The 26,867-nt window shown below is 69.5% G+C and carries 26 protein-coding genes; 17 read left to right on the forward strand and 9 right to left on the reverse strand.

The window, feature by feature from the left end:
- Positions 1-247: 247 nt before the first annotated feature.
- From LFM09_RS06905 to LFM09_RS06930, 6 genes are all read left to right on the forward strand, one after another.
- Entirely contained in the window at positions 248-1,402 is a 1,155-nt protein-coding gene (locus LFM09_RS06905) for a hypothetical protein (RefSeq protein WP_414095435.1), read from the forward strand.
- 43 nt (positions 1,403-1,445) lie between these two features.
- A complete protein-coding gene (locus tag LFM09_RS06910; RefSeq protein ID WP_414095604.1) occupies positions 1,446-2,300 on the forward strand; it encodes a hypothetical protein in 855 nt (284 codons plus the stop codon).
- Positions 2,301-2,373: 73 nt separating this feature from the next.
- A complete protein-coding gene (locus tag LFM09_RS06915) occupies positions 2,374-3,264 on the forward strand; it encodes an ABC transporter ATP-binding protein (RefSeq protein WP_414095436.1) in 891 nt (296 codons plus the stop codon).
- A 106-nt stretch (positions 3,265-3,370) separates the two neighbouring features.
- Positions 3,371-4,102, forward strand: a complete 732-nt coding sequence (locus LFM09_RS06920; RefSeq protein WP_414095437.1) for an ABC transporter permease — start codon at positions 3,371-3,373, stop codon at positions 4,100-4,102.
- Positions 4,099-5,163, forward strand: coding sequence for a sensor histidine kinase (locus LFM09_RS06925; protein WP_414095438.1), 1,065 nt, complete (start codon positions 4,099-4,101; stop codon positions 5,161-5,163). The genes LFM09_RS06920 and LFM09_RS06925 overlap by 4 nt, the downstream gene beginning before the upstream one ends.
- Complete coding sequence (locus LFM09_RS06930; RefSeq protein WP_414095439.1) at positions 5,160-5,762, forward strand: response regulator transcription factor; 603 nt, start codon at positions 5,160-5,162, stop codon at positions 5,760-5,762. The genes LFM09_RS06925 and LFM09_RS06930 overlap by 4 nt, the downstream gene beginning before the upstream one ends.
- Here LFM09_RS06930 and LFM09_RS06935 read toward each other — a convergent pair.
- Positions 5,759-6,334 (reverse strand): TetR/AcrR family transcriptional regulator, encoded by a 576-nt coding sequence (locus LFM09_RS06935; protein ID WP_414095440.1) that lies wholly within the window; start codon positions 6,332-6,334, stop codon positions 5,759-5,761. The two genes, LFM09_RS06930 and LFM09_RS06935, sit on opposite strands and share 4 nt — an antisense overlap.
- 119 nt (positions 6,335-6,453) lie before the next feature.
- Between LFM09_RS06935 and LFM09_RS06940 the strand changes: the two genes are divergently transcribed.
- Positions 6,454-6,978: a hypothetical protein gene (locus LFM09_RS06940; RefSeq protein ID WP_414095441.1), complete on the forward strand. Its 525-nt coding sequence runs from the start codon at positions 6,454-6,456 to the stop codon at positions 6,976-6,978.
- On the opposite strand, the gene LFM09_RS06945 is transcribed toward LFM09_RS06940, so the two are convergent.
- Together LFM09_RS06945 and LFM09_RS06950 are read right to left on the reverse strand one after the other, a co-directional pair.
- Positions 6,965-7,966 carry an aldo/keto reductase gene (locus tag LFM09_RS06945; protein WP_414095442.1) on the reverse strand — a complete coding sequence of 334 codons (1,002 nt, stop codon included), beginning with the start codon at positions 7,964-7,966 and terminating at the stop codon, positions 6,965-6,967. The genes LFM09_RS06940 and LFM09_RS06945 overlap by 14 nt on opposite strands.
- A complete protein-coding gene (locus LFM09_RS06950; protein WP_414095443.1) occupies positions 7,963-8,853 on the reverse strand; it encodes a helix-turn-helix domain-containing protein in 891 nt (296 codons plus the stop codon). The genes LFM09_RS06945 and LFM09_RS06950 overlap by 4 nt, the downstream gene beginning before the upstream one ends.
- 183 nt (positions 8,854-9,036) lie before the next feature.
- Between LFM09_RS06950 and LFM09_RS06955 the strand changes: the two genes are divergently transcribed.
- Positions 9,037-12,114 carry an NB-ARC domain-containing protein gene (locus LFM09_RS06955; protein ID WP_414095444.1) on the forward strand — a complete coding sequence of 1,026 codons (3,078 nt, stop codon included), beginning with the start codon at positions 9,037-9,039 and terminating at the stop codon, positions 12,112-12,114.
- On the opposite strand, the gene LFM09_RS06960 is transcribed toward LFM09_RS06955, so the two are convergent.
- Complete coding sequence (locus LFM09_RS06960; RefSeq protein WP_414095445.1) at positions 12,084-12,269, reverse strand: DNA-binding protein; 186 nt, start codon at positions 12,267-12,269, stop codon at positions 12,084-12,086. The genes LFM09_RS06955 and LFM09_RS06960 overlap by 31 nt on opposite strands.
- Positions 12,270-12,284: 15 nt before the next feature.
- On the opposite strand from LFM09_RS06960, the gene LFM09_RS06965 reads away from it, so the two are divergent.
- Positions 12,285-12,659 carry an aldehyde dehydrogenase family protein gene (locus LFM09_RS06965; RefSeq protein WP_414095446.1) on the forward strand — a complete coding sequence of 125 codons (375 nt, stop codon included), beginning with the start codon at positions 12,285-12,287 and terminating at the stop codon, positions 12,657-12,659.
- Here LFM09_RS06965 and LFM09_RS06970 read toward each other — a convergent pair.
- Complete coding sequence (locus tag LFM09_RS06970; RefSeq protein WP_414095447.1) at positions 12,649-13,701, reverse strand: helix-turn-helix transcriptional regulator; 1,053 nt, start codon at positions 13,699-13,701, stop codon at positions 12,649-12,651. The two genes, LFM09_RS06965 and LFM09_RS06970, sit on opposite strands and share 11 nt — an antisense overlap.
- 63 nt (positions 13,702-13,764) lie before the next feature.
- Between LFM09_RS06970 and LFM09_RS06975 the strand changes: the two genes are divergently transcribed.
- On the forward strand, positions 13,765-14,214 hold the full coding sequence (locus LFM09_RS06975; protein WP_414095448.1) for a VOC family protein: 450 nt from the start codon (positions 13,765-13,767) through the stop codon (positions 14,212-14,214).
- Here the strand turns inward: LFM09_RS06975 and LFM09_RS06980 are convergent.
- The gene (locus LFM09_RS06980; protein WP_414095449.1) at positions 14,211-15,173 is read right to left on the reverse strand and encodes an EamA family transporter; all 963 of its coding nucleotides are present in this window, start codon (positions 15,171-15,173) and stop codon (positions 14,211-14,213) included. The genes LFM09_RS06975 and LFM09_RS06980 overlap by 4 nt on opposite strands.
- Positions 15,174-15,227: 54 nt before the next feature.
- Here LFM09_RS06980 and LFM09_RS06985 point away from each other — a divergent pair, with 54 nt between their 5' ends.
- The gene (locus LFM09_RS06985) at positions 15,228-15,779 is read left to right on the forward strand and encodes a CGNR zinc finger domain-containing protein (protein WP_414095450.1); all 552 of its coding nucleotides are present in this window, start codon (positions 15,228-15,230) and stop codon (positions 15,777-15,779) included.
- Here the strand turns inward: LFM09_RS06985 and LFM09_RS06990 are convergent, their stop codons facing one another.
- A complete protein-coding gene (locus LFM09_RS06990) occupies positions 15,780-16,934 on the reverse strand; it encodes an MFS transporter (RefSeq protein WP_414095451.1) in 1,155 nt (384 codons plus the stop codon).
- A 73-nt stretch (positions 16,935-17,007) separates the two neighbouring features.
- On the opposite strand from LFM09_RS06990, the gene LFM09_RS06995 reads away from it, so the two are divergent.
- Both LFM09_RS06995 and LFM09_RS07000 read left to right on the forward strand, forming a co-directional pair.
- A complete protein-coding gene (locus tag LFM09_RS06995; protein WP_414095452.1) occupies positions 17,008-17,325 on the forward strand; it encodes an ArsR/SmtB family transcription factor in 318 nt (105 codons plus the stop codon).
- Positions 17,326-17,426: 101 nt separating this feature from the next.
- Positions 17,427-19,463, forward strand: coding sequence for a phosphocholine-specific phospholipase C (locus tag LFM09_RS07000; protein WP_414095453.1), 2,037 nt, complete (start codon positions 17,427-17,429; stop codon positions 19,461-19,463).
- Here LFM09_RS07000 and LFM09_RS07005 read toward each other — a convergent pair.
- Complete coding sequence (locus LFM09_RS07005; RefSeq protein ID WP_414095454.1) at positions 19,435-20,928, reverse strand: flavin-containing monooxygenase; 1,494 nt, start codon at positions 20,926-20,928, stop codon at positions 19,435-19,437. The genes LFM09_RS07000 and LFM09_RS07005 overlap by 29 nt on opposite strands.
- 80 nt (positions 20,929-21,008) lie before the next feature.
- On the opposite strand from LFM09_RS07005, the gene LFM09_RS07010 reads away from it, so the two are divergent.
- The 4 genes from LFM09_RS07010 to LFM09_RS07025 all read left to right on the forward strand — a co-directional run bounded on the left by LFM09_RS07010 (position 21,009) and on the right by LFM09_RS07025 (position 24,290).
- Positions 21,009-22,211 carry a PucR family transcriptional regulator gene (locus tag LFM09_RS07010; protein ID WP_414095455.1) on the forward strand — a complete coding sequence of 401 codons (1,203 nt, stop codon included), beginning with the start codon at positions 21,009-21,011 and terminating at the stop codon, positions 22,209-22,211.
- Positions 22,212-22,290: 79 nt separating this feature from the next.
- Positions 22,291-22,809 (forward strand): M15 family metallopeptidase, encoded by a 519-nt coding sequence (locus tag LFM09_RS07015; protein ID WP_414095456.1) that lies wholly within the window; start codon positions 22,291-22,293, stop codon positions 22,807-22,809.
- Between the two features lie 240 nt (positions 22,810-23,049).
- On the forward strand, positions 23,050-23,877 hold the full coding sequence (locus tag LFM09_RS07020) for an LLM class flavin-dependent oxidoreductase (protein WP_414095457.1): 828 nt from the start codon (positions 23,050-23,052) through the stop codon (positions 23,875-23,877).
- Positions 23,874-24,290: a nucleoside deaminase gene (locus LFM09_RS07025; protein WP_414095458.1), complete on the forward strand. Its 417-nt coding sequence runs from the start codon at positions 23,874-23,876 to the stop codon at positions 24,288-24,290. Before LFM09_RS07020 ends, LFM09_RS07025 begins: the two co-directional genes overlap by 4 nt.
- Before the next feature lie 19 nt (positions 24,291-24,309).
- On the opposite strand, the gene rph is transcribed toward LFM09_RS07025, so the two are convergent.
- Positions 24,310-26,805, reverse strand: a complete 2,496-nt coding sequence (rph, locus tag LFM09_RS07030) for a rifamycin-inactivating phosphotransferase (protein ID WP_414095459.1) — start codon at positions 26,803-26,805, stop codon at positions 24,310-24,312.
- Between the last annotated feature and the right edge of the window lie 62 nt (positions 26,806-26,867).

The following is a 26,867-nucleotide window of genomic DNA, read 5'->3' on the forward strand; positions in this document are numbered from 1 at the left end:
CCTCACAAGTATTCGGTTGGCAGGGTTGGAGTTCCCGCGAGGCGCGCTTTCCGGTAACCGTGCGTTCAGTTCTACTCCCGAGTGAAACAGATCACAAGACTGAACCTGAAGTCCATTCGCGTTACCCCCGCATGGCGGCTGCTTCACGGCCATCGGCCGTCCGTACGAAGGTGGGCGCGAACACCGGATTTCCGGTGTGCGGTGATGCATGATCCGACGCAACTTTCGTCGACGATCTGGGGGAACCATGGGAGTTCGCAGACGGTTGGCCGCGTTGTCGCTCGCGGCCGCCGCTTCCGCCGCTGTCGCTTCGCCGGCCGGTGCCGAGCCGGACCTCGCCTGGGGGCTGGCGCCGATCCCGGAGAACAAGGCCACGAGCAACCTGTGGGACGTGGCCGCCACCGACGCCACCCACGCCTGGGCCGTCGGCATCGAGGGCTACCACCCGGACCAGCAGACCGCGGGTGGTCCGATGATCCTGCAGTGGGACGGGATCGAGTGGTCTCGTGCGCCACTTCCGGTCACGCAGGTACCGGTGTCGTTCCGGCGCGTGGCGGCCTCGTCGGCGACCGACGTCTGGGTCGTGGGCGGTCCGCGATCCCAGAACATCGACGACAACGTCACTCTCGTGTGGCGCTACGACGGCGTGACGTGGACGGAGGTGCCGTACCCGGCGGGCGCCACCCCGAGCACGCTGACGATCCGTGACGTGTCCGTTGTGGACGGACGCGTGTGGCTCGTCGGCTACCGCGGCAACACACCGGTGTTCCACGAGTGGACCGGTGAGTCGTGGCGGGAACACCTGCCGCCCAGCGAATGCGTGAACAACGGCTTCCCGAACTTCTGCACCATCAACTCCGTCAAGGCGTTCGCGCCCGACAACGTGTGGGCGGCCGGCAACGGCATGTGGAGCGGCTTCATGGGGCCGCTGCTGTTCCACTGGAACGGCACTCGGTGGCGTGCGGTCCAGGTGGGCGTCAACGGGCAGCCGTTGACCCTGAACTCGATCGACGGCAGCTCTGCCAAGGAGATCTGGGCGGTCGGTGACTCCGGCGGCATGGGTTCGGGCAACATCGTTGTGCGCGGCGACGGCACCACCTTCGGGCTGGTGCCCGGCATGAACTCGCCGCGGGTGCCCGGCGTGGCGGTCGGCGCCTCCGGTGCGCCGTGGGTGATCGGCAACCTGCCGCCGATGCCCCGAGCCGCGTTCTCCACCTACCGCGCCGGCGCGTGGGACAGCATCCCGGCCCCGGCGCCGCCGAACACGTTGGGCGCCACCTACAACGCCATCACCGCCGTTCCCGGCACCGACTGGATGATCGCGGTGGGCGTCGCGGACCTGCCGAACACGAACCCCCGGCTGGTGCAGGCGGTGATCGCCGAGTACGCGCCTGGACAGTGATCGCCTGAGCTCGGCCCGGTCCGCGTGCGACCATGGGCGCGTGATGCCGGAGGTCACGGCCGCGGCCTGGGCCGAGCAGCAGGTCACCAGAGTGCGCGACGACCCCGCCGGCCGGCTGGCGTTGATGGAGCGCTGCTACTACGGCCCGTTCGGTCACGCACCCCGCCACCTGCCGTTCCGCCGGGCGGCGATCTCGTTCATGCGCTGGCAGCTGCGGCGCGGCGTGCTGCAACCGGCGTTCAGCGACCGCCCCGGCAGTCCGTGGTGGCGCGCGGTGAACGAGCGCATCCTCCGCGACGGCTGCGAGGCCGTGGCCCTGAGCGGCGGCCTCAGCGGTCCGCCGTCGTCGAGCACGGCCGCTCACTGGCTCGCCTTCGCTCAACGCCCCACAGCTCAGGCCTGGTACCGCGCGCACAACGGCAGCGTGGTCGCCGCCTATCTGGAGCACCGCGACCTCGCGGAGGCGGAGAACGAGCCCGAGCGGTTCTTCCTGAACGTCGTCCTGTGCCGGGTGCTCTACACCCACGCCCTGGTCGCGGCGCCACGGATCTCACTGGGCAGGCTGCGGGTGCTCGCGCCGTTGCTCGGCGATCCCAGGCTGGGGATGACCGGGATCTTCCTGCAACTCTCGCGCGTGCTCCCGCACCAGTACCCGTTGCGTGACAGCGCTCGCTACTACCTCAACCGAGAACACGGATTCGGCCGCCTGGTCGACTTCGGGATGATCCTGCCGAGGCTCCAGCAGCTGTACGAGTGGTCGGCGCGCGAACTCGCGGCACCCGGCCTGCTCGACTGCGTCCGCGACGGCGCCCTCACCTACGCGTTCGAGGACCCGCACGTCTGGCAACCGCCGAAGTCACTCCTGCTCCCCGTGATCCACCGGCTCCTTCCCGCGTGATGACTTTCGTCATCTCGACTCGGTGACTCCAGCTCACTACTGCCGCTCGCGCGCCCCGACCACGCTGAGCACCATGGAAACGGTGCTCGAAGTGCGCGGGGCGCGCTTCAACTACGGCGCCACGCAGGCCTTGGCCGGCGTCGACCTCGACGTCGGCGCGGGGGAGTGCGTGGCGTTGCTCGGGCCGAACGGCGCGGGCAAGACGACGCTGGTGAACCTGGTGGTCGGTCTGCTGGCTCTGGGTGAGGGCCGTGTTCGGGTCTGCGGCGGTGATCCGCGCATCGCGTCGACCCGCCGGAACCTCGGTGTGGTGCAGCAGTCCCTGGGGTTCCCGAACACGCTGAAGGTGGCGGAACTGGTCACCGGGGCCGCGGTGAGGGCGGGTGTGCCTCGTTCGGCCGCTGGGCCGATCATGGCCGAGCTCGACCTGACCGACCTCGCCGACCGCCGCGCGGCGAAGCTGTCCGGCGGCCAGAAGCAACGGCTGCAGCTCGCCATGGCGCTGGTCGGCGAGCCGCGGTTGCTGGTGCTGGACGAACCGACCGCTGGGCTGGACGTGCCCGCCCGCAAGAGGTTCTGGCAGATCCTCGCGGAACGGCGGTCGCGTGGTACCGGCGTGCTGCTCACCACACACCTGATCGAGGAGTCCTCGGCCGTCGCCGACCGCGTGGTGGTGCTCGACCGCGGTCGCGTGGTCGCCGGTGGGACGCCGGACGAGCTGGTGGCGCGGTTGCCTGATCGCACGGTGATCGCGCGGACCTCGTTGGTGCGGGCGAGGCTGGAAGAACTTCCCGGTGTCGCTTGGGTTCGTGACGACGGTGAGCGCATGCGTCTGGGGACTCGGGCGCCGGAGGCGTTGCTGCGGGTGTTGCTCGCGGAGGATCTCGCGCTCAGCGATCTCCGGGTTGAGGGTGCCGGGTTGGAAGAAGCGGTGGCGGGGCTGATTGGGAGGGGTGCGGCGTGAGGGTTTTGCGGGTGTTGCTCGTGGAGGATCTCGCGCTCAGCGATCTCCGGGTCGAGGGTGCCGGGTTGGAAGAGGCAGTGGCGGGATTGATCGAGAGGGGTTCGGCGTGAAGGTCTTCCGGGTCGAGCTCACGGACGAGCTGAGGGGTGTCGTCCGCGAGCCCGCCGCGCTGTTCTTCTCCATCGTCATGCCGGTGGCGTTCTTCGCGCTCTTCGTGTCCCTGTTCGGGAAGTTCAGCAGCGGCGGGATGTCGGCGGGCACCACGATGGTCGCCACGTTCGGCGCGTTCGGCGTGATCTCGGTGGTGCTGATGAACCCCGGCATCGGCGTCGCGGCCGATCGGGAACGGGGCTGGCTGCGGGCGAAACGGGTCTCCGCGGTGCCGATCGGGGTGACGCTCGCGGCCAAGGTGGTGGCGGCGCTGCCGTACGCGGCGGGCGTGTTGCTGGCGATGATGGCGACCGCGGCGATCACCGGGGCGCTCGACGCGCCGGTGCCCGCGCTGCTGCGGTTGCTGCTGGTGCTGGTGGTGGGTTCGTTCCCGTTCGCGTTGCTGAGCCTCGCGATCGGCTTCCAGGTCGGGTCGGGTGCGGCGGCGGCCGTGCTCAACGCCGTCCTGATCCCGTCGGCCGTCGTGTCCGGGTTGTGGATGCCGCTGTCGATCATGCCCGCGTTCTTCGCCGACATCGCGCGGTTCCTGCCGACCTACCACCTGGCTGAGCTGGCTCGTGCGCAGTTGACCGGAGGGCCCGTGCTGAGCCATGTGCTCGTGTTGCTCGGCACGACGATCGTGGCGGCGGGACTGGCCGCGTTGTCGTATCGTCATGCCCGGTCATGAAAAAAGTCGCTGGGATCTCCCGCTGGTTGCACCTGATCTACCTCGGGAACCTGTTGTGGGCACCGGTGTTCGACCCGAGCACCGGCTGGGCGGACTGGGCGCTCGTCGCCGTCGTGGTCGTGGCCTTCGTGCCGATGTACGTGCTGGCGTGGGGGCGGCCGGACCTGGTCCGGTGGCGGTGCCTGGTGCCGACGGTGGTGCTCGGCGCGCTGGCGACGCCGTTCAACACGGGTGCCGCGGTGCTCTTCGTTTATGCGGGGGCGTTCGCGGGACTGGCGGAGTCACGGCGCGTGGCCATGCGGTGGTTCTTCGGGCTGACCGCCCTGATCTGCTTGTTCGCGGTGGTGTCGACGGTCGAGATGCCCTACCGGCTGTGGGGTCTGCTGCCGTCGCTGATCTTCCTGTGGCTGATCGGCATCCTGCAGGTCGAGTGGTCCGAGCGCGACCGCGAGGCCGGCGAGCTGCGCATCCGCAACGCCCGCGTCGAGCACCTCGCCACCCTCGCCGAACGTGAGCGCATCGCCCGCGATCTGCACGACCTGCTCGGTCACACGCTGACCGCGATCATCCTGCGCGCCCAGCTCGTCGCCGCGGATCCCACGCAGGCGCAGGAGGAAGCGGGCGAGATCGAGCGCACGGCCCGTGCGGCGCTGGGCGAGATCCGCGACGCCGTCACCGGGTGGCGCAGTGCGAGCCTGGAGACCGAGCTCGAGGCGGCGCGCACCGCCTTGATGAGCCTCGGCGTCGAGGTGGTGGTGCGCCGCGACCCGGACCTGACGATCGTCGGCTCGACGGAGCACGAGCTGGCGCTGGCGTTGCGCGAAGCCGTGACCAACGTGGCCCGGCACGCTCAGGCGAAGACCTGCCACATCGGCATCGAGGCCCGCGACGGTGAACTGCGTCTGGTGATCGCCGACGACGGCATCGGCAACCACGCGCCCGAGGGCAACGGCCTGACGGGCATGCGCGAACGGATCACCGCACTCGGCGGCCTGGTCCGCCGCACCGCCTCGGCGGGCACCACCGTCACCATCGCCGTCCCGCTGCGGGTGGCCACGTGATCAGGGTGGTGCTGGCGGAGGACCAGGCGATGGTGCGCGGCGCGTTCGCCCAGCTGCTGGACCTGCAGCCGGACGTCACCGTCGTCGCGACCGCGGGCAACGGCGACGAAGCCCTCGCGGCCGTGGCCGAACACCGGCCCGACGTCCTGCTGACCGACATCGAGATGCCCGGCCGCACCGGCCTGGACGTGGCGCGGGAGCTCAGCCGCCGCGGCGATCCCACCAAGGTCCTGATCGTCACGACGTTCGCCCGCAGCGGCTACCTGCGCCGCGCCATGGACACCGGAGTGGCGGGCTACGTGCTCAAGGACGCACCGATCGCGGACCTGGTCTCGGCTCTGCGCCAGGTGCACGCCGGCGAACGCGTCGTCGCCCCCGAGCTCGCGATGGCCGCCTGGGACAGCGCCGACCCGCTCACACCACGCGAACGCGAACTGCTGCACGAGGTCACGACCGGCGCGAGCAACGCCGACATCGCGGCCCGCCTGAACCTCGCCGAGGGCACCGTCCGCAACTACCTGTCGACGGCGATGGCGAAGCTCGGCGCCCGCAACCGGTCGGAGGCGGCGAACATCGCGCGCGACCGCGGCTGGCTCTAGACGTACGCCTTCAGAAGTCCTTCGACACCACGGAGGAACGTCTCGCAGACCAGGTCCGCGTCGGAGAGACAACCAGCCGCCATCGCACCGTCGCGCAGCATCACGAAGTGCCGGGCGGCAGGCTCGGCGCGTTCCTCCTCGATCTGTGCGAACAGCTCCGTCACGGTGTCCGCGAACCACTGCCGGTGCGCGAGCACGGCCTGGTGGACCGGGTGGTCGGGTTCGGGGTACTCGGCGGCCGCGTTGAGGAAGGCGCAACCCCGGAACTCGGGTGACCGGATCCCCTGGGCGATGGCCTGGGCGAGCGCCAACAGGGTGTCGGCGGGGGAGTGCTTGCCTTCCGCGGCCTGCGCTGCGTGGGCCCGCATCGCGTTGTCGGCCTCGGTCAGATAGGCGACGACGAGTTCTTCCTTGCTCAGGAAGTGTCGGTACAGCGTCGCCCTCGTGACCTGCGCCTCTTCGACGATCCGGTCGATGCCGACGGAGTGGATCCCCTCGGCGTAGAAGATCCGCAGGGCGGTGTTGAGCAGCCTGGACCGCGCTTCGGAGGGCCGTTGGGGTGTGCGCGCCATGCTGCCAACTTTAGCGGATAGAACGTTCGGTCTTGACGAACCGCCGAGAAGTCGCCAGTCTGAAAGAGGTAGAACGTTCGGTCTCTTTTGCTGCCGAACCCCTTGTCGAGAGGAACCTCGTGACCGCCGTTGCTTCACCCACCGGAACCGCGTCGGCCCTGCGCCGGCTGTACTTCGTCCGGTTCGGGTTCGCTGTCGTCTGGGCCGCACTGCTGATCGCGACGATGGATCTCGGGCCGGCCAGCAAGGTGCTGCTGGTCCTGTACCCGTTGTTCGACGTGGCAGCGGCAGTGGTCGACGCCCGCTCGTCCCGCACTCGCGGGCTTTACGTGAACATCGCGATCAGCCTGCTCGCCGCCGCCGCACTGGCCATCGCCTCGGGCGTACCGGCAGCCCTGACCGTGTGGGGTGTCTGGGCGATCGTCGCCGGCCTGGTGCAGCTGGTCGTGGGCGTGGGGCGCCGCGGGATGGGCGGCCAGTGGCCGATGATCCTCAGCGGAGGCATCTCCGTGCTGGCCGGTTCCTCGTTCATCGCCATGGCGAACGGGGAGAGCCCGTCGCTCTCCGCGCTCGCCGGCTACGCCACGATCGGCGGCATCTTCTTCCTGGTCTCGGCGCTGCGCCTGAAGGTCACCGCTCCATGAGCGCGAGGTTGCCGGGGGTGTTGCGGGCGCCGAACACGTCGTCCGGCCGGATCGCGTTCTCCACGGCCTTGAGCTGATCCGCGGGCAGCACGATGTCCGCCGCGGCCATGAGCTCGTCGAGGTGCCCGACCTGGGTGGTGCTCGGGAGCGGCACGATGGTGTCGCCCTGGGCCAGCAACCAGGCCACGGACAGCTGGGCCGGGGTGCGGCCGATCTCGTCGGCGATCACGCGCAGCCGGTCGACGAGACCGAGGTTGTGGCCGAGGTTGTCGCGTTGGAAGCGCGGCAGGGCTCGCCGCATGTCCCCGGTGTCCAGATCGTCCACTGTGGTCAGTTCACCGGTGAGCAGGGCGCGGCCGACCGGCGCGTACGCGACGACGCCGACGCCGAGTTGCCTTGCGGTGGGCAGGATCTCGGCTTCGAGGTGGCGGCTCAGGAGCGAGTACTCGCTCTCCAGCGCCGCGATGGGGTGCACCGCGCAGGCTTGGCGGAGCGTGTCGGCGCTGACCTCGGAGAGGCCGATGTGCCCGACCTTTCCCGCCTGCACCAGCTCGGCCATGGTCCCGATGACGTCCTCGACGGGGATCCGCGGGTCGCGCCGGTGCAGCGAGTAGAGGTCGATGTGGTCGACGCCGAGCCGGGCCAGTGACTCGTCGACGGAACGGCGGATCCGGGCGGGGGAGTTGTCGACCGCCCACCGGACTCCCTGCCGCACCACGCCGCACTTCGTGCCGAGCACCACGCGGTCGCGGCCGCGTTTGAGGGCCTTGCCGACGAGGATCTCGTTCGCGGCGTCACCGTGGGCGGGAGCGCCGTACGAAGGTGCGGTGCTGAGCAGGGGTTTGCCGTGGTCCATGGCCCGGTGGATGACGCGGATCGCGGCGGCCTCGTCGGCCTTGCGGTAGAACTCCGACATCCACATGCAGCCCAGGCCGACCGGTGCCGTCTCGAGCTCACCGAGGACTCGGCGGTGGAGCAACGACCTCACCCGCGCACCGCCTGCTGGATGAAGTCGAGCGAGGCATCCGGGTCCAGCGCCATGGAACTGAGCAATTCGAACTCCTGCACGTACTGGTGCACCTCTCGTTCCGTGTCGATGAAGAACGCCCTGGTCTTGTTCTCCAGGTAGACCACGTCCGCGGTCCCCGTGGCCAGGGAGTCCAAAATGGAGAATGAGCCGGAGGTCACCGGCGGCAGCCCCGCCTCGAAGCGGAGCACCTGGATGGTCACGTTGGGCCAGGTGGCCATCTGCGCGAGCTGCTCGAACTGGCCGCGCATGATCCCGTCGGCGGTCCGGCCGTCCGGCGTCCAGATCAGCCGCTGGAAGATCGCCTCGTCGATCACCGCCGCCACCCGCATCGGGTGCTTCTCGCGTTTGAGGACCTGTTGCCGGCGCCGGGTGATGTCGACTCGCCGGTCGACCTCCGCGGGTGCCGGTGCCTGCAGGGTCGAGGTGATGATCTGGCGCGCGTAGCCGGAGGTCTGCAGCAGGGCGTGCGGGACCACGGCGGAGTAGCACCGCAGCACGCTGGATCCCGCCTCCAGTTTGATCAGGCTGGAGAAGCCGGACGACAGGGCGTTCGCGTACGCGTCCCACCACCCGCGCGTCCGTGCGGAGGCCGCGAGCTTGCGCAGGTAGTCCGAGCGCTCCTCGGGCACCTTGTAGAACTCCAGCAGGAGCTCCAGGTCCTCGGCCGCGACGCCGATCCGGTTGTTCTCGATGCGGGAGATCTTCGACGGCGACCAGCCGAGCTGGTCCGCGACGTCCTTGCCGTGCAGCCCCACGGTGCCACGGAGCAGTCGCAGCTCAGACGCGAGCTTGCGCTCTCTGGCGGAGGGTGCGTCGTGCTGCATGAGCTTGGTGGCCCCTTCCACGTGCAAGCTGCATGGAGTTCTGTCCTGCGATCGTACGACAGATCTTGCCTGACTGCAGTCGTGCAATCTTGCAATCACACTATCGCAACGGCGGTGGCACGCAGCATCCTGGAAGAGCCCCGCAAGCCGCCGGGCGCCTGAAGGCGTCCCGCGGCCGATGCTCGGGAAGGGAGGGCTCCGACGATGGATCGCGCCAGCCCCCAGCAGCTTGACTGCGTCACCGGGACGCTCCAGGCGGTGCCGGACATCCCGGCGCAGGTCAGGGGAGCCCAGAACAAGTCGTCGCGGATCGTCGAGGAACTGGCGGCCCTGCGGCAGAGCTACGGCCTGTTCGCGCACCGGGTCGACACGCTCATCGGTCCGGACCTCCGCGTGCTGTGCGGGGTGACGGACGGCGACGATCCCGAGGAGGTCCGCTGGAAGGTCGAGGTGTGGCTGCGGGACCTGTCCGCCCAGTTGCCGGACAACCTGCGCACGGCGGTCTTCGGCGCGTTCGCGATCCATCCCGCGACGAGGAGCCTGACCTACCCCGAACGCGTCCGCTGGACCTCCCGGCGGCTCGACCTCGACGACCACGCCACGCGGCGGGCGATCGCGGAGTCCGTGCGGCAGCTCGCGGCGCTCGCCAGTTCCGTTCAGGTGATGGAGATCGGCGGCAGGCGGCCCGCGGTGCACCGGACGATCCTCGTGCTCGACGTCGAGGGGTTCGGCGACCCGCGGCGCACCAACGCGAACCAGGTCGTGGTCCGCCGCGGGCTGTACCGGTCGGTGCGGTCGGCGCTGGACGCGGCCGGCATCCCGCGGCACCGCTGCGACGTGGAGGACCGCGGCGACGGTGTGTTCCTGCTGGCCGGGGGTGACGTGCCGAAGGCGGCCTTCGTGGAGTCGTTCCCCCTGGCGTTGGCGGATGCGTTGCGGCGGCACAACAAGGCGCACGCGGCCGCTGAGCACATCCGGCTGCGGATGGCGTTGCACGCGGGGGAGATCAGCTACGACGACTACGGGGTCACCGCCGCGTCGGTCAACCTCGCCTTCCGGCTGCTCGACGCGCCCGCGCTGAGGAACGCGCTGGCCACCTCGCCCGGTGTGCTCGCCGTCATCGTGTCGTCGTGGTTCTTCGAGGAGGTGGTCTGGCAGAGCTCGCCCGAGGACGCCGCCACCTACCGGCACACCGAGGTCCAGGTGAAGGAGACCAGGGCGTCGGCGTGGATCAGCTTGCCGGACAACCCCTTCCCGCACGACGAGGTCGCCGCCGCTGGCCTGCCGCGCACGTCGGAGGTTCCCCAGCAGCTGCCTTGCCGGCCGCGTTCGTTCACCGGCCGCGCCGCCGATCTGGCCGTGCTCACCGGACTCGTGCTGGCCGAGCCGGAGCACGAGCGCGTGGTGACCGTCGTCGGCATGGGCGGGATCGGGAAGACGTGGCTGGTGCTGCACTGGGCGCACCTGAACGCCGGCCGGTACCCCGACGGGCATCTGTACGTCGACCTGCGCGGCTTCGACCCGTCGTGCGCGCCCGTGGAACCGGCGGTCGCGGTGCGCGGCTTCCTGGACGTCATGCGCGTTCCGCCGGACTCGATTCCCACGACACCTGAGGCGCAAGTCGCGTTGTACCAAAGCCTGGTGGCGGGCAAGAAGATGCTCATCGTGCTGGACAACGCCCGCGACAGCAGCCAGGTCGTCCCGCTCCTGCCAGGCCGGGCCACCTGCACGGTCCTGGTCACGAGCCGCAACCACCTGACGAGCCTGGTGGTGACCCGCGAGGCGCGGCCGTTGCCCCTGACCACGTTGAGCGGCCCGGAGTCGCACGAGCTGCTGGCGAAGCGGCTCGGCGGCGAGAGGATCGGCGCCGAGCCTCTTGCGGTGGCCGATCTCGTCGCGTCGTGCGCTGGGTTGCCGCTGGCGCTGGGGATCGTGGCGGCGCACGCGGCCACGCACGCGGATCTTCCGCTGGAGGTGCTCGCGGCGGAACTGGGTGAGGCCTCGGCACGGCTGGACGTGCTCGACGGTGGCGAGGTCGCCGCGAACCTCCGCGCGGTGCTCTCTTGGTCTTATGCGGCACTGGATCCCGAGGCCGCGGAGGTGTTCCGCCTGCTGAGCCTGGCGCCGGGCCCGGACGTCGGCCCGGCGGCCGCGCGGGTCGTGACCGCACAGCCTGCCGACCGCTTCGCCGTCCTGATCCGACAGCTCGTCAACGCACATCTGGTGCAACGCAACGGTTCCGCGCGCTACCGCGTGCACGACCTCGTCCGCCTCTACGCCGCCGAGCAGGCGGGCGACGACGGCGTGGTGGCGTTGCGCCGGTTGATCGGCTTCTACGTCCACGCCAGTTACGCCGGCGAGCGCCTGCTGTACCCCGACCGCAAGCCGATCGACGTCGGCGCACCCGTTCCCGACGTCCCGGTCTTCGCCGACGACGTGTCGGCGCTGGCGTGGTTCGACGTGGAGCTTCCCTGTCTGCTGGCCGCCCAGCAGGCGGCCGCGGAGCACGGCTGGCACGACCTCGTGTGGCAGCTGGCCTGGTCGCTGCACGGTTACCTGTGGCGCCGCGGGCATCTGCCGGAGCAACTGGCGACCTGGGGAGCCGCCCTCGCAGCCGCCGAGCACCTGGGCGACCCCGCCAAGCAGGGGCTGGCGCACCGGCTGCTCGGCCAGGCCTGCGCCAGGGGTGGCACGTCCGCGTCGGAACACCTCCGCCGGGCGTTGGAACTGGCCCGGCAGGCGGGTGACGTCCACGGCGAAGCCCGCGCACACCACGACTTCGCGTGGATCTCGCGGCACGACGACCCGCGCGGCGCACTGGACCACGCGGTCCAGGCGCTGCGGTTGTTCCGGACCCTGGACAACCCGGTCTGGGAGGCCGAGGCCCTCAGCACGGTGGCCTGGCAGCAGGCGCATCTCGGCGCCTACCGGGAAGCCCGCGCTTCTTGTTCGGAAGCGCAGCTGTTGTTCGGCAAGCACGGCAACCGGCACGGCCAGGCCGTCACCCTGGACTGCCTCGGCTTCATCACCCTCCACTGTGGACGCCCGGCGGAGGCGCTCGGCTGTTTCGAGAAAGCGTTGGTTCTGCTCAAGGACCTGGGCGCGACCTACGACGAGGCCGGCACCACCGACAACCTCGGCCTCGCCCACGCGGCGCTAGGCCACCACGCGGACGCGCGCCAGGCCTGGCAACGCGCGCTCGCACTCACCCGCATCCAGCACCGGGTCGCCGACGCGGAGCGGATCGAACGTCACCTCGCGGAGCTCGACGCGCTCCGTTGACGTGCGGCGTCGGCACCCCAGCCGGCCAGCAGGCGCAGGGCCTCCGCGGAGGGCGAGCCGGGCTCGGCGTGGTAGGTCGACAGCGACTGCTCCTGGTCGCCAGGGAGCGCGAGCGTCTCGTACCGCAGCGTCAGTTCACCCACCAACGGGTGCATGAGCCGCATGTTGCCGTGCGTCTTCTTCTTCACGTCGTGGCGGCCCTGTCGCCGATCATCACCGACATCAGCGAGGACAACCCGCTGTTCCAACAGGAAGCGTTCGGGCCGGTGCTGTCGTTCGACGTCGTGGACACCGAGGAAGAGGCGATCCGGCTGGCCAACGCCACGAGGTACGGCCTGGGCAGCTACGTGTTCGACGCCGACGTCGAACACGCCGAGGAGGTGGCGACCCGGATCGAGGCGGGCATGGTGTACATCAACTCCTGCTTCGCCGACTCGCCGCGCCTGCTGTTCGGCGGGGTGAAGAACTCCGGGTTCGGCCGTGAGCCGGCGGAACTGGGCATCGGCGAGTTCCTCAACCGGAAGCTGGTGCGGCTCATCCCGTGACCGCGCGGGCGGCGCGGCGGGACAGTTCGGCGAACGCGTCCCGCAGCTCCGGCGGCCCGATGACCTCGATGTCGGCGTCGAAACGGGCCAGCTTCGCGGCGAGTGCGGCCCACGACCACGAACCGGCCAGCAGTCTGGTCCTGGCCGGTCCGGCCTCCTCTGCGGTGCCGTCGCCGGCGAACGGGGCCACGGCGGCGAGCGGGAGGTCGAGGATCACCTCGCCGCGACAGGGCCAGGCGTCGGTGTCGGAGCCCTTGAACCTGGCGGCGAGGAAGGCCGCGACGTCGCCGCCGGGTACCTCGCGGGGTGTGAAGCGCGGGCCGTTGGGCACGCGGAGGGTCATGCGGTCCACGCGATAGGTGCGCCAGTCCTCACGCTCCGGGCTCCAGCCGACCAGGTACCAGCGGCTCGCTCGGACCACCAGGTGGTGAGGCTGCACTCGACGAGGTGGCGCTGGGCGGTCTGCGGGGTGGTGTGGCTGCGCCTGGTGGGGTGGCGCTGGGCGGTCTGCGGGGTGGTGTGCCTGCACTCGGCGAGGCGTTTCCGAGCCGCCAGGCGAGCGGTAGTCGAACCGCACTTCCTCACACCCACGCACAGCAGTGCTCAGGGCGAGCAACACCTCCGTGCCCACCTGGATCCCGTGCCCGGCCGCCTCGACCTCCAGCACGTCCACCCGCTGCCGCAACCGCGACGGCAGCACCTGCCGCACGGTGGCCAACGCCCGAGCCGCAGCCTCCTCGATCCCCGCCCCCGTACCAACCGCGATCCTCAACGCCACAGCGAGCGCGACCGCCTGCTCCTCGTCGAACAACAACGGCGGCACCTGACTGCCGGCCTCGAGCCGGTACCCACCATCGGGCCCCTTGACCGCATGCACGAGGTAGCCGAGCTCGCGCAACCGGTCGACATCACGGCGCACCGTGCGCTCACTGACACCCAACCGCTGAGCCAGCAACACTCCCGGCCAGTCCCGGCGGACCTGCAGCAGCGACAACAACGACAGCAGGCGGCCCGAGGTGGCAGTCGACGTGGCGATCGGCATGGTCGCCAGCCTGGCACAAGTAGCGGACGTTCCCTGTCCGCTACTGCTGACAAGGTCGCTCCCATGTCACTCAACGCAGTCACCCACCTGAACTTCCGCGGCCAGGCCAGGGAGGCCCTGGAGTTCTACGCGTCGGTCTTCGGCGGCAAGCTCAACGTCATCACCTACGGCGACTTCGGCGTGCCCGCCGAGGCCCCCGGCTCCAACAACGTCGTGTTCGGCGAGGTCATCGCGGACAACGGCTTCCGCGTCATGGCCTACGACGTGCCCGGCGCGGACCAGCCGATCGCGAACGAGCCCACCACCCGCCGCGAGCACGGCACGACGATCACCGAGGAGCGGTTCTTCCTTTCCGTGCGCGGCGAAACCGTCGACGAGGTCGCCCCGATCTGGGACGGCCTCGCCGACGGCGCGATGGTGATCGAGAAGTTCGGCCCGGCTCAGTGGGCGCCCGCGTTCGGGATGCTCGCCGACCGGTTCGGCGTGACGTGGATCGTCGACGTGGCGGTCTAGACGGCAACCGCGACGGCCGGCGGTGACACCGCCGGCCGTTCGGCCTGGACCGAGGCGATGCCGCCGAGGATCAGCACGCCGCCCAGGAGTTGCAGAAGAGTGAGCTCCTGGCCCAGCAGCAGCCAGGCGAAGATGGACGCGGACACGACCTCCATCAGGCCGACGAACGACGCCAGCCGCGACCCGAGGATCCCGGAGCCGGTGATGCCGGACGCGTAGGCCAGCGCCGTGCCAACGACCGCGACGACGAGCAGCGGCACCCACCACGGCGTCGCCGAGCCGAGCAGGGTGACGTCGCCGAACGTGGCGGTGAACGGCAGCAACCCGGTTGCCGCGACGACCGCCAGCACAGGTACGGCCAGCAGCATTCCCGCGCCGGCCAGCGCGACCGGAGGCAGCCCGTTGTTGGGGCGTGCGGCGATCACGAAGTACACGGCGCACCCGATGGACGCACCGAAGGCCAGCGCCACGCCCAGAGGGTCCACGGCCTGGATCGCGCCGGGCCCGATCACGAGCACCAGCCCGCCGACCGCGAGCACCGAGCCGACCAGGACGACCGGTGCGGGCGTGCGCCTGCTGACTGCCCAGGTGAACCCGACCAGGAGCAGCGGCGCGAGGAACTCGATCAGCAACGCGGTCGCCACCGGAATGCGCTGGATCGCGGCGAAGTAGAGGACCTGGGTGATCGCCACCCCGACCACGCCCATGCCCAGCACCGGCCACCGGGCCTGAAGTAACAGGGACCATCTGCCGCGCAGGGAGAACACGACGAACGGCAACAGCACGAGCCCGGCCAGGAGCGCCCTGGCGGTGACGGCGGCGGCCGGGGACCAGTCGGCGTCCAGCAGCGGTTTGACGAACGCACCCGAGGTACCGAACGAGATGAACGAGACCGCCGCCGCGATGAGTCCCGTGGACTTCGACGCCATCCTTGCCTCCCCGGTGAGAACCGCTGTCATGGGCTAACCTCGTTGACGCCCCTGACGCTAGGCCGGTCCAGGTAAGGAGTCAACTTGCGTTTTGCCCCTGACACGGAGGAGGCGCTCGTCTTCGTCGTCGCCCTGTGCAACACCGAGGCCGAGGCGTCCCGCAGCGGCACCGACGAGCTGGGCACCGTCGACCAGCTCGCGGAGTTGCTGGCCCGTTACCCGTTCACCGGTCGCATCGACCACGACGAGCAGGAACTGCGGGACGTCCACCGCACGCGCGCGCTGCTCCGGCACGTGTGGACGCTCGACCGCGACGACGCTGTCGAGGCCGTGAACAAGATGCTCCGCGACGCCAAGGCGGTCCCGTACCTCGTGCGGCACGACTCGCTCGACTGGCACATCCACGCCACCGAGCCGACCACCCCGCTGGCCGAACGGCTCAAGGTGGAGTCCGCGCTCGCGTTCATCGACGTGATCCGCATGAACGAGATGGACCGCCTGCGGATCTGCGCGGCCGACGACTGCACGGGCCTGCTGCTCGACCTGTCCCGCAACGGGCTCAAGCGGTTCTGCAGCGTCCGTTGCGGCAACAGGATGAACATGATCGCGTTCCGGGAGCGCCGGGCGAGCGAGTGATCACGCGGCCTGTGACACCAACGCCCGCTTGGGCTGGGCGATGAGCAGTCCGAACGCTCCCAGCGCGACCAGCGCGGCGACCGGCGGCAGTGCGAGCAGGCCGGCGTTGCTGATCACCACGCCACCGAACACGCCTGACAGTCCGACCCCGAGGTAGATTGCGGAAGCGTTGATGGACAACAGGAGCCCGCTCGACTCGCCGGGCGCGAGCTCGATCAGCCAGTTCTGGATCGGCGGGTTCACCGACCACGTGAACAGGCCCCACACGAACATCACGACGCCCGCGCTCGCCGCCGTCGTCGCGGTGTACGGCAACGTCGCCAGCACGACGATGAACACCACGAAGATCACCAGCAACGGCAGCCGGCTGCCGAAGCGGTCCGTGACGCGGCCCGCGACCGAGTTGCCGATCGCGCCGCCCACGCCGTAGACGAGCAGCAGCAGGCTGATCGCCCAGCCGTGCACGTTCGCGACCGAGGTCAGGATCGGCGCGATGTAGGTGAACACGCTGAACGCCGCGAGGCACGCCAGCACGGTCATGCCGAGCACCAGCAACACGCGGCGGTCGCGCGCGGCGGCGAACCGTTCGCGCAGACCGGCGAACGGCGGCGCGGCTACCCGTGGCACGCCGAGCTGGATCGCCAGCGCCCCGAGCAGCGAGATGACCGTGACCGCGACGAACACGCCCTGGTAGCCGAGCTGCTCGCCGATGACGTTGCCCATCGGCACACCGAGGATCAGTGCGAACGTGAGTCCGCCGAACACCGTGGCGACCGCGCGGCCGCGGTGGTCCGGCGGGGCGAGCACGGTGGCGACCGCGGTGGCCACCGGGGTGAACGCGGCGGCGCCGAGCGCACTGATCACCCTGGCGCCGAGCAGCAGTTCGAACGTCGGCGCGACGGCGGCCAGCGCGTTGCCGAGGGCGCTCGTCAGCAGCGCCACGATCAGGAGTTTCCTGCGCTCCCACCGGCCCGTGAGCACGGCCAGCACGGGCGAGGTGAGCGCGTAGGCGATGGCGAACGCGGTGACGAGCTGGCCCGCCGCGGCGGGGGAGACCTGCAGCTCACGGCTGACGGCGGGCAGGACTCCGGTGACGATGTAGCCGCTGGTGCCGACGGCGAACGCGCCGGCCGCGAGCAGGTGGATGCGAGACAAGGCGACCCCTTCGACGGCTAGTACGACGAGCACCGTACTACGAAACTCGTCGAACTACGATGGGTCTCGTACTATGGGCACCATGAGTGACGAGCTGGTGCATCCCGGGCGCGACGAGATCCGGATCGAGGCGGTGCTGCACGCGCTCGCCGATCCGGTGCGGTTGCACCTGGTCAGGGAGATGGACCGGATCGGGACCGGGGTGGCGTGCGGCGCGATCGAGCTGCCGGTGACCAAGTCCACCCGCACCCACCACCTGCGGACGCTGCGTGAGGCCGGGGTGATCCGGATGCGCAAGGAGGGCACGTCCCGCATCGGCACGGTCCGGCGCGACGACCTCGACGCGCGGTACCCGGGACTGCTCACCGCGATCTTGTCCGCCGAGAGCTGAAGGTCACCCCGAGTTCTTCCTGCGGTGTCCTGGTGATCGCCGGACGTTCTCCGGCGAACGGTGACATCTGACTCCTTGTGCCGCTGCCGAGGGAGTCAGCCATGTCCGGGGTCGACCGCCGCCAGTTCCTCCGACTCAGTGCCGCGACGACGGCGCTCACCGCGTTGTCGGGGAGCATCGCGCGCGCCGCCGAGATCGCGCCCGCCACGAGGACCGGCACCGTCGAGGACGTCGAGCACGTCGTGGTGCTCATGCAGGAGAACCGGTCGTTCGACCACTACTTCGGCACGTTGCGCGGTGTGCGCGGGTTCGGCGACCCGCGGCCGGTGACGCTGCCGAGCGGCAAGTCCGTGTGGCACCAGTCGGACGGCGCGCGGGACGTGCTGCCGTTCCACCCGACGGCCGACGACATGGGCATGCAGTTCCTGGAGGACCTCAACCACGACTGGAACGGTGGCCACCTCGCGTTCAACGGCGGCCGGTACGACAAGTGGGTGCCCGCGAAGACCGCGACCACCATGGCGTACCTGAACCGGCAGGACATCCCGTTCCACTACGCGCTCGCCGACGCGTTCACGATCTGCGACGCCTACCACTGCTCGTTCATCGGCGCGACCGACCCGAACCGGTACTACATGTGGACCGGCTGCACGGGCAACGACGGCACCGGCGGCGGACCTGTGCTCGGCAACGACGAGAAGGGCTACGGCTGGCGCACCTACCCCGAGCGGCTGGAGCAGGCGGGCGTCTCGTGGAAGATCTACCAGGACATCGGCGACGGGCTGGACGCCGAAGGTCACTGGGGCTGGATCAACGACGCCTACCGCGGCAACTACGGCGACAACTCGTTGCTGTACTTCAACAACTACCGCAACGCCAAGCCGGGCGACGTGCTGTACGAGAAGGCGCGCACCGGCACGAACATCAAGGCGGGCGGCACCCTGTTCGACCAGCTCGCCGCCGACGTGAAGAACGACCGGCTGCCGCAGGTGTCCTGGATCGCGGCGCCCGAGGCGTACACCGAGCACCCGAACTGGCCGGCGAACTACGGCGCCTGGTACATCGCGAAGATCCTCGACGCCTTGACGGCCAACCCCGCGGTCTGGGCCAAGACCGCCCTGTTCATCACCTACGACGAGAACGACGGCTTCTTCGACCACGTCGTGCCGCCGTACCCGCCGTCGTCGGCCTCGCAGGGACTGTCCACAACAGACGTCAAGACCGAGCTGTACCCCGGTGGTGGCGGCTACGTGCCCGGAACGTACGGGCTGGGGCAGCGGGTGCCGATGCTCGTGGTCTCACCGTGGAGCACCGGCGGGTACACGTGCTCGGAGGTGTTCGACCACACGTCGATCATCCGGTTCCTGGAGACGCGGTTCGGCGTGCACGAGCCGAACATCTCGCCGTGGCGGCGCGCGATCTGCGGCGACCTGACGTCGGCGTTCGACTTCACCGGCAAGAACACCAGGACACCGGCGCTGCCCGACACCGCGGGCTACGCGCCGCCGGACCGGAACCGGCACCCCGACTACGTGCCGACGCCGCCCTTGGTTCCGTCGATGCCCGTGCAGGAACGGGGATCGCGGCGCACCAGGCCGCTGCCGTACGCGCCGGCAGTCGACTCCGCGGTGAACGGTGGCAAGATCACGCTCACCTTCACCGGTGGCGTCAAGGCGGGTGCGCAGTTCTACATCACGGCTGGGAACCGCACCGACGGGCCGTGGACGTACACGACCGCGGCGGGCAAGCAGCTCTCGGACACCTGGAACACGGCGTACTCGCTGGGTGTGTACGACCTGACCGTCCACGGCCCCAACGGTTTCGTGCGCGGGTTCCGCGGTGGTGCCGCCGCGGCCGAGGTGACCGCGCGACACTCGGAGGGCAACCTGGTGCTGCGGTTCACCAACGCGGCCGCCTCGGACCGGCACCTCAAGGTCACGAACGCGTACGGCGGCAGCATCGGCGTGACGGTGAAGCCGGGCCGGACCGTGACGCGCATCATCGACCTGACGGCCGCGAAGCGGTGGTACGACCTGTCGGTCGTGTCCACTGAGGACAGCGGCTGGTCGCGGCGCTTCGCCGGCCACGTCGAGACCGGCGCACCGGGCGTCAGTGACCCGGCGATCCGGACGGCGTGACCGCACCTCTCACTTTTGGCCGGCTGCGCGAGAACCGCAGCTCGTCGTCGACGACGGGCAGGCGGCGCAACAGCTTCACGTCGCTGAAGTAGCTCATCGACGTGAGCCACGGCGCTCGCCCGCCCTGTCGAGGCAGCTGGTCCAGGACGCGCTTGATGTAGCCCGCGCCGAAGTCCAGGAACGGGCGGGTGGGCGCGTCCGGATCGGCCACCACGGGCCGGGCGGTGTCGTGGCCGTGCGCGTCCATGTGCGCGAGCAGCCGGCAGAAGTGCTCGCACAGCAGGCCGACCTTGAGCGTCCACGACGAGTTCGTGTACCCGATGGCGTAGGCGAAGTTCGGCACGCCGGACAGCATCATCCCCTTGTACGCCAAGGTGTCCGGCAGGTTCACCGGCTCGCCGTCGACGGCCAGGGTCATCCCGCCGAACGCCTGGACGTTGAGTCCGGTCGCGGTGATGACGATGTCGGCTTCCAGCGTGCGACCGGACTCCAGCTCCACGCCGGTCTCGGTGAACGTCTTGATCCGGTTCGTGACGACGGACGCCTGGCCGCGGCTGATGGCCTTGAACAGGTCGCCGTCCGGGACGACGCAAAGCCTTTGGTCCCACGGGTTGTAGGGCGGGTTGAAGTGCTCGTCGACCGGATAGCCCTCGGGCAGGAGCTTGGCGTTGAACCGCCGGATCAGTTTTCGTGCCGCGTTCGGGAACCGCTGGGCGAACCGCCAGGTCAGCTGCTGCTGCAGGATGTTCTTGCGCCGCGTGACAGCGAACGCGCGTTCCTCGCTCAGCACCTTGCGCAGTGCGTTGCGGATCGGGTCCTGTGCCGGCAACGGCAGGACGTACGTCGGGGTGCGCTGCAGCATGGTCACGTGGCCCGCGGTCGGAGCCATCGCGGGCACGATGGTCACCGCGGTCGCGCCGCTGCCGATGACCAGCACGCGCTTGCCCGCGTAGTCGAGGTCCTCCGGCCAGTGCTGCGGGTGGATGATCTGCCCGCGGAAGCGTTCCCTGCCCTCGAAGTGCGGCGTGAACCCCTCGTCGTAGCGGTAGTAGCCGCCCGCGCAGAACAGCCACGAGCACGTCACGGTCTCGCGTTCGCCGTTCTTCTCCGTTTGCACCGTCCAGTGCGCTTCGGCTGACGACCACTCTGCCGCGATGACCTTGGTGTGGAACCGGACGTTCTCTTCGATGCCGTGTTCCTCGGCCGTCTCGTGCAGGTAGGCGAGGATCTTGTCCGCACCGGCGATCGAGTCCTCGTCGCGCCACGGCTTGAACTCGTAGCCGAACGTGTGCAGGTCCGAGTCCGACCGGATGCCGGGGTAGCGGAACAGGTCCCAGGTGCCACCGATCGCCCCGCGCGCCTCGAGGATCGCGTACTTCTTCCGCGGGTGCTCGCGCTGCAGGTAGTACGCGGCGCCGAGGCCGGAGATCCCGGCGCCGACGATGAGGACGTCGAGGTCAGCCATGTACTCATGGTGACGGAGTGACTCCGGTCACGAAAGCACGAACTGCACCTGTTCAGTCTGTCTGTGGTGCAATGTGCACCATGTCGTGGGAGCGCCCGTCACGGCGCGTGCGCGAGCTCATCCGGCGTGGTGCCGAGATCGCGCTGGATCCGCCTGAGGAGTGGCTGGCCGAGCTGGACGAGGCCACCCTGTCCGGCGCGAACCGGCGGCAGGTTGCTGAGGATCCTGTGCTTGCCGCTGCTTTGCGGCGGACGAACCGGTCGAATCTGCTGGGGTGGGCGTCGGCCAACATTCGGGCGCCGGGTGAGCGCGTGCCGGCCGACCTGGGTGAGGCGCCGCTGGCGTTCGCGCGTGACCTGATCCGGCGTGGGCTCGACGAGTCGGCCCTTGACGCCTACCGCACCGGGCAGGGGGTCGCGCTTCGGTTGTGGATGCGGATTGTCTTCTCGCTGACGTCTGATCCCGATGAGCTGCGGGAGCTGACCGATGTGTCGTGTCGGTCGATCGCTGCGTTCGTCGATGACACCGTTGCCGCGATCTCGGTGCAGATGACTCGTGAGCGGTTGCAGCTCACCAGCGGTACGCACGCTGAGCGCTTGGAGACGGTGACGCTGCTGCTCGATGGTGCGCCGATCACTGTGCCGCGTGCGGAGCAACGGCTCGGGTATCGGCTTTCTGGCGAGCACACGGCGGCGATCGTGTGGAGCGACGATGCGCTGGGGGATCTTGATCGGGTGGCGGATCTGCTTGCTTCTGCCGCTGGGGATGCTCGGCCGTTGACCGTGCTGGCCAGTGCCGCCACGCGGTGGGTGTGGGTGCACGGTGCGCCGGATGATGCTGTGTTGCGGGCTGAGGTCGAGCGTTTCCCGGCCGTGCGCGTCGCATTGGGGTCTCGCGGTACCAACGCGGACGGGTTCCGGAGCAGTCACTTCGATGCGCTGACGGTCCAGCGGATGCTCGCCAGGCTGGCGTCACCGCAGCAGCTCGCGACGCACTCGGAAGTCGAGCTGGTCGCGCTGCTCACCACGGACGCCGAGCGTGCCGACCGGTTCGTGCGGCGCACACTCGGGCCTGTCTTGGCTGATCCGGAGCTGATTGAGGCCCTGCGGGCGTACATCGGGGCTCAGTGCAACGCGACTGTGGCGGCGGCCCGGCTCTACACGCACCGCAACACGTTGCTGCGTCGGTTGGCGCGTGCTTCCCAGCTGTTGCCGCGGCCGTTGGAGCACGACCTGGTGCATGTCGGGGTCGCCCTGGAGGTGCACCGGTGGCGCGCCCAGTAACGGCTTCTGTCGCCGTTTCGTTGCAGGTTGCGCACATTCCGCTCGCGGTCCGGGGACATCGCTTCGTCAGTGTCGAACCGTGGCAATCTTCCGGGCGGTTCTTGTCGTTGTGTTCTTCGTCGCGGCCTGTGCGCCTGCGCCTGAACCGGTGGGCGCGCCGGCTGAGGACGGCAGCATCCCGGAGAACGAGAGCATCTCGGTGAACGACACCGGCCACGCCGCCCTCGCACGTCTTGATCCCGCACTGCTGGCGGCGGTCCGCGAGGCCGCCGTGGCCGCTCAGGCGTCGCGCGGCGTGGAGTTGAAGGTGACGTCGGGCTGGCGCAGTGCGGAGTACCAGCAGCGGCTGTTCGATCAGGCTGTCGAGCGGTACGGCAGTGAGAAGGAAGCGCGGCGGTGGGTGCAGCCGCCGGACAAGTCGAAGCACGTCACCGGGCAGGCCGTCGACGTCGGACCGACGAACGCTGCGGACTTTCTCATTCAGCACGGCGCGGACTACGGGCTTTGCCAGGCGTATGCCAATGAGATGTGGCATTTCGAGTTGTTGACCAGCCGTGGTGGGGAATGTCCGCAGCCGGTTGGCGATCCGGCTGGTTGATGTGCGGTGGTCCCGTTGCGGGCGGGTCGGCTTGCGTTGGCCGGCCGCCGGTTCCAGCGGAGGGGTCGCCTGGCGCGCGGGCGGTCGCCTTGCGAGGGTGGCTGGGCGGGTCCTTGGACGAGCTCTGGTTGCGTCATCGCCGCTTCGCGACGCTTGCGATTGGGGCTTCGCTTCGCCATTACCCGACCGGCTGACCCGCAGTTGGACGGATCTGGGGTTCCGTCGGCATAGCCTGGGTGCGTGTTGATCGGCGTGAACGTTCCCAACTTCGGGCCCGGCACCACACCCGCCGTGCTGCGTGACTGGGCGCGGACGGTGGAGGACCTGGGTTTCGACCTGTTGATGATGTCGGACCACGTGGTGGTGACGCCGGACGTGGCCGAGCAGTACCCGGCGCCGTTCTACGAGCCGTTCACCACCCTGTCGTGGCTCGCGGGAGTTACCGAGCGGGTAGTCCTCGGCACGACCGTGTTGATTGCGGCATACCGGCATCCGCTGTTGGTGGCGCGGATGGCGGCGAACCTGGCGGATCTGAGTGGCGGGCGGTTCGTGCTCGGGGTCGGGGTCGGGTGGGCGCGGCAGGAGTTCGATGCTCTCGGCGTTCCGTTCCAGCGCAGGGGAAAGCTGACCGACGAGCTGGTCACGACGTTGCGTGCGGCGTGGCAGGACGAGGGTTATCGGGCGGGGTCTGTGCCGATTTGGGTGGGTGGGCACAGCGACGGTGCGATGCGGCGCGCGGCTCGGCTCGGCGATGCGTGGCACCCGTTGCGGCAGACGCCGGACGGGTGGCGGGAGTCCCTTGCCCGGCTGAAGGCGGTGGCTGTCGAGGAGAACCTGCCGCTGCCCGCGTTGGCGCCGCGGATCATGCTGAGGCTGACCGACCAGCCGCTGGGCGAGAGGCGACTGGGCGAGGGCACGGTCGAGCAGGTCGTCGCTGATCTGCACCAGCTGCGGGCGGACGGGGCGCACGCCGTGGTGCTGGATCCGTTCACGAGCGACCCGGAGGAGACGCGGCATCCGGAGGTCGCCTGGCAGGCATTGGCCGCGGTGCGGAAGGAGTTCCGGTGAACGAGGTGCATCTGCGCCGGGCGATCGAGTTGGCTGCCGAGGCGCGTGAGGGAGGAAATCCGCCCTTCGGGTCGTTGCTGGTGGGGCCGGATGGTGCCGTTCTCGCTGAGGAGCGCAACTCCAGCTTGAGCGACAACGACATCACTGCCCATCCTGAGCTCAAGCTGGCGCGGTGGGCCGCGCAGAACCTCGATGCGGACACTGCTGCCGGCACCACGATGTACACGAGTTGTGAGCCGTGCGGGATGTGCGGGGGAGCGTTGGCTCGGTCGGGGATCGGGCGGGTGGTGTTCGCGTTGGCCAGCCGTCAGTTGAACGGGTTGAAGTCCGGGCCGGGGTTCACCGACGTGCCGACGGACGGGCCGTACTTGTACGAAGAGGCGAAGGTGCCGGTCGAGGGCTACTACCCGTAGCCCTCGGCCAATGACCAAATCAGGGCAGGATCTCGATGTACCCGTCTGTGCCGTTCACGCGGATTCGTTGGCCGTCCTGGATCAGCCGGGTGGCGCCTTCGACTCCGACGACGGCGGGTAGGCCGTACTCGCGGGCGATCACTGCGCCGTGGGTCATGACGCCGCCGACTTCCGTCACCAGGCCCGCGATCGCGACGAACAGCGGTGACCAGCTGGGGTCTGTGTAGGCGGTGATCAGGATGTCGCCCGGGTCCAGGGCGGCGTCCGCCACGTCGAGGACTACTCGGGCCCTGCCTTCGACTGTTCCTGCGGAGACCGGCAGGCCGATGATCGCGCTGGGTGGCAGGTCGTCGCGTCGGTACGAGCCGGAGATCGCCTCGCCGTCCGACGTGAGCACGCGAGGGGGCGTTAGCGTCTGGTACGACCTGAACGCGTCCTTGCGCTGGGCGATGAGATCGGGGTCGACCTGGTTGGTGCGCACCACTTCCTGGAGTTCGGAGAAGCGCAGGAAGTAGATGTCCTCGGCCTGCGCGAGCACGCCGGTCGACACGAGATGTTCGGCTTCGCGAAGCAGCGCCTGTTTGTAGACGAAGTAGCGGCTGACCATGCCGTACTTCGGGTACTCGCGGTAGCCGGTGAACGTCCGGACGCGGTCGATCATCTGTTTGGTCTCGGCGGCCTTCTGTTCGCCGTCCGGCAACGCCCGCAGGCGCTCCAGGACCTCCTGCTCCTTGGCTGCGGCTTCCTGGCGGCCCTGTTCGAAACGTCGCGCGCCGGCGCCCGGCTCGAAGTTCTTGATGTTGGTGAGCAGCATCGGCACGAGAGCGGCGGGATGCTCGCTCCAACGGGGCCTCGTGATGTCGATCTCGCCTACGCAGCGCATCCCGTACTTGTCCAGGTAGGCCACGATGGCATTGCGTGCCTGTCGTGGCAGCTCGTCGAGGAACCCGTCGTCGTGCACGTCCTGAAGGCGGGCGACGACTTCTGGATGCGGGCGGATCGCGTCCGCTACGTCGAGGAGTGCCAGGCCCATCTCCGCGGTGACGTTGTGGGGGACGGACTGCGTGAGGGTGTCGGCCGCGTTCTTCTCGCCCAGCCACTCGTGCAGGTGGTCGTTGAGCCACCACGTCGTCTGCATCCCGGCCATGATCACCTGGCTGCTGCGCGGGTCGAACAGGAGCCGGCGCAGCTCTTGGAAGTCCGCGAGGATGAAGTCGAGGAGGTCGGGGCCGGACTTCTCGCGGATGGCGAGTTTCAGCGCGGCTACGGAGTCCTCGTTCTCCTTGATCAGCTCGGTGACGATGGCGGGATCGGTCTCGATCGTGGCCTGCGTGGCGCCGGGGATCGGGATGCCGGGACCGTCCGGGAGGGATGGGACGAAGTCGTCACGGTCCAGGACGGTTCGCAGCGCGTCGGGGATCAGCGGATCGGACTTGCCCGCGACCTCCAGGAACGCGGCGCGGTTCGTCGGCATGCCCAGGATCGGGGTGACGTCTGCGAACAGGCGGCCGCCGGCTTCTGCCATGGGGCGGGGAGTTGTCAGCTGCCACACGGAGAGTCCGAGGGGTGTCATCGCGTCGGTCATCATCTGCTGGTGGCCGACGGAGACGTAGACGTGGTTGGCATCGTCGTCGGCCTCGGGGACGGGGAACAGGGTCGTGATCGGGCGGCTCTGGACGATCTGGAAGTCGTTGTCCGCCAGACACCACTCGATGTCCTGGGGGCGGCCGAAATGCTCCTCGATCCGCCTGCCCAGCCGGGTGAGCGAGAGGACTTGCGCGTCGGTCAGTGCGGCCTGCTCCTGCTGTGTCGTCTTTGCGATGATCTCGTTGTCGCGCACCTGGTAGCTGTCGGCGTTCACCAGGCCGGAGACGAAGTCCTCGCCGAGACCGAAGGCGGCCTCCACGCAGGTGATCTTTCGGTTGGACGTCACGGGGTCCGCCGTGAAGAGAACGCCGGCCGCGTGGGGGAGGACCATCTCCTGCACGACCACGGCCATGGTGACTTTTCGCTGGTCGAAGTCGTTGCGCAGGCGGTAGGTCACCGCGCGCTCGGTGAAGAGGGACGCCCAGCACAGGCTGACGTGCCGGAGGACCTCCTGCGGCCCGACGATGTTGAGGTAGGTGTCCTGCTGGCCCGCGAACGAGGCACTTGGCAGGTCCTCGGCCGTGGCGCTCGACCGGACCGCGTAGGCCCCCTCGCCGACCGCGCTGGTGATCGCTTTCTCCAGGTCGGCGGGGATCGCGATCCCCTCGATGATCCGCCGCACCTCGGCACTGGCCGCGGAGATCTCCTCGCGGTCGTCCGGGTTCAGCCGCGTCAGCCGGTCCAGCTGCGAGCCGAGCAACGGTGCGGCCTCCGCGATGCGCTGGAAGGCTTCAGTGGTCACGACGAAACCGGGCGGCACGCGGACGCCGGTGATCCGCGTCAGCTCGCCCAGGTTCGCGCCCTTGCCGCCGGTGACTGCGATGTGCGTCTGGTCGATCTCCCGCAGATCCAGCACGTAGCTGCCCATGTTGATACCCACACCCCAGGTTTTCGCACGTTTCGGCTTCGGCCGCAGAGTGTGGGGCACAC

The organism is Lentzea alba, assembly GCF_047445655.1.
In the GTDB taxonomy this organism is placed as follows: Bacteria; Actinomycetota; Actinomycetes; order Mycobacteriales; family Pseudonocardiaceae; genus Lentzea; species Lentzea alba_A.